The following is a 1,550-nucleotide window of genomic DNA, read 5'->3' as shown; positions in this document are numbered from 1 at the left end:
AGGCGGTCCTGGATGTGCTGGATGCGCTCGAAGGTGACGGTGGAGCTGCGGCGCACCAGCCCGTACACCTTGTATCCCTTCTCCAGCAGCAGCTCGGCGAGGTAGCTTCCATCCTGGCCGGTGATGCCGGTGATCAGTGCTGTCTTCATGTCCCGTGGGTGGCAAATGATTCCCGCGTGCCCGCGCGGCCAGAGTCGGTGGGCAGCCCGGAAAGCTAAACCCGCGCGCCATGTGAGTCAACGTAAGCGGACGGCGGCCACGGGTTGACCAAACACCCCGGGTGCCCTATCTTTCCCGGCTTCGCACTGTTTGGAACCAAGGTACGGCTACAGGAGACTTCCGATGGCTTTTTGCGCCGTCTGCGGAAAGGGCCCGCGCAGCGGGAACAACGTCAGCCACGCGAACAACAAGACCAAGCGTGTCTGGCGTCCCAACCTCCAGCCTGCCCGGATCGTGACCGACAACGGCACGCACAAGCGTGTCCGCGTTTGCACGAGCTGCATCTCGGCTGGCAAGATCCGCAAGGCGGGCTGAGGGCTTTTCGGCAGGCCACACCGCAGGACGTAGTACCAGAACGGCCGCGCATCTTTCGGATGCGCGGCCGTTCTGCTTTCCCACCGGGTCAGGTTTCCCATGCGCCGCCCGCGTCTCCACGGCAGCTTTGCGGAGCGCCGGGGCACCAGGGCCGCGGCGCACCAGCAACCCCGGTGCGGCACACCCGACCATGAACATCTCGAAGATCCCGGCCGTGTTCGCGGCCCTGCTCGTTTCCGTTGCCGCGGCCTGCGGCGAGACGCCGGCCGGCCCCGGCGAAAACCCCGCCTCCGGCGAAGTACGCTTCACCTACACCAGCGCAAACAGCGCGCTCGCGGGCACGTTCCAGGCGAAGGGCGCGCCCCTCCCCACGGGCGGCACGGACCACCAGTGGGCGGCGGGCACGCGGAGCGAAGATCCCGACCAGGTGCTGGCGTTCGGCATCGTCCCGCTTTCCGGCGGATCGTACGACCAGGTGTCCGTCTACTTCCCCGGCTCGGGCGTGGGCACGTATTCGGCGGGCGCCGCGTGCGAGGGCGACCACTGCGCGGGCGTCACCTTCAGCCTGGGCACGTCCACGGGAGGGATGCCCACGTGGGTGTGCACGTCGGTGGCGGGGAACGTGGAGGTCACGTCGCTTTCGGTGGACCGGGTGCGCGGAAAGTTCTCGGGCACGCTGCACTGCTACAGCCCGGCGGTGCCCGGCCAGCAACCCGTGCTGCAGATGACCGGCGGCACCTTCGACGTGGCGCTGGTCGAGCTGCCGGAGTAGGGCCCTCACCCGGCCGCGCTGACACGCGTGCCACCCTCTCCCACAAACAGCGTGGGAGAGGGGGTACACACCAACGTCTGCACGCCCAAGTCGTTAGTGCGCCATAGCCTGTCATCCTTCTATGAGCCACGGTGTCAAGCCTCTGGCGCCCAAAAGGATGTAGTTGACAACGGGATGGCTCTCCGGAGCCGTCCCCAAGGGTTTTGGACGGCTCCGGAGAGCCATCCCCATTTTCCTGCTCCTG

Annotated in this window: 3 protein-coding genes; 2 read left to right on the top strand and 1 reads right to left on the bottom strand. The window is 67.2% G+C overall.

Annotated elements, in window-relative coordinates; genetic code table 11:
• Window positions 1–149, bottom strand: a 149-nt coding sequence (locus VIB55_RS22010; RefSeq protein WP_331878825.1) for a GDP-mannose 4,6-dehydratase, incomplete at its 3' end; no start/stop codon positions are given.
• A 193-nt stretch (window positions 150–342) separates the two neighbouring features.
• On the opposite strand from VIB55_RS22010, the gene rpmB reads away from it, so the two are divergent.
• Both rpmB and VIB55_RS22000 read left to right on the top strand, forming a co-directional pair.
• Window positions 343–534 (top strand): 50S ribosomal protein L28, encoded by a 192-nt coding sequence (gene rpmB, locus VIB55_RS22005; RefSeq protein WP_170030881.1) that lies wholly within the window; start codon window positions 343–345, stop codon window positions 532–534.
• 190 nt (window positions 535–724) lie between these two features.
• Window positions 725–1,306: a hypothetical protein gene (locus VIB55_RS22000; protein WP_331878824.1), complete on the top strand. Its 582-nt coding sequence runs from the start codon at window positions 725–727 to the stop codon at window positions 1,304–1,306.
• Window positions 1,307–1,550 lie beyond the last annotated feature (244 nt).

It is taken from the genome of Longimicrobium sp., from assembly GCF_036554565.1.
GTDB lineage: Bacteria > Gemmatimonadota > Gemmatimonadetes > Longimicrobiales > Longimicrobiaceae > Longimicrobium.
This window is presented reverse-complemented; position numbering and strand designations above follow the sequence as displayed.

Excerpts from the sequence above, each read along its gene's own strand:
- rpmB (WP_170030881.1), top strand. The coding sequence starts at position 343 with ATGGCTTTTTGCGCCGTCTGCGGAAAGGGCCCGCGCAGCGGGAACAAC.
- VIB55_RS22000 (WP_331878824.1), top strand. The coding sequence starts at position 725 with ATGAACATCTCGAAGATCCCGGCCGTGTTCGCGGCCCTGCTCGTTTCC.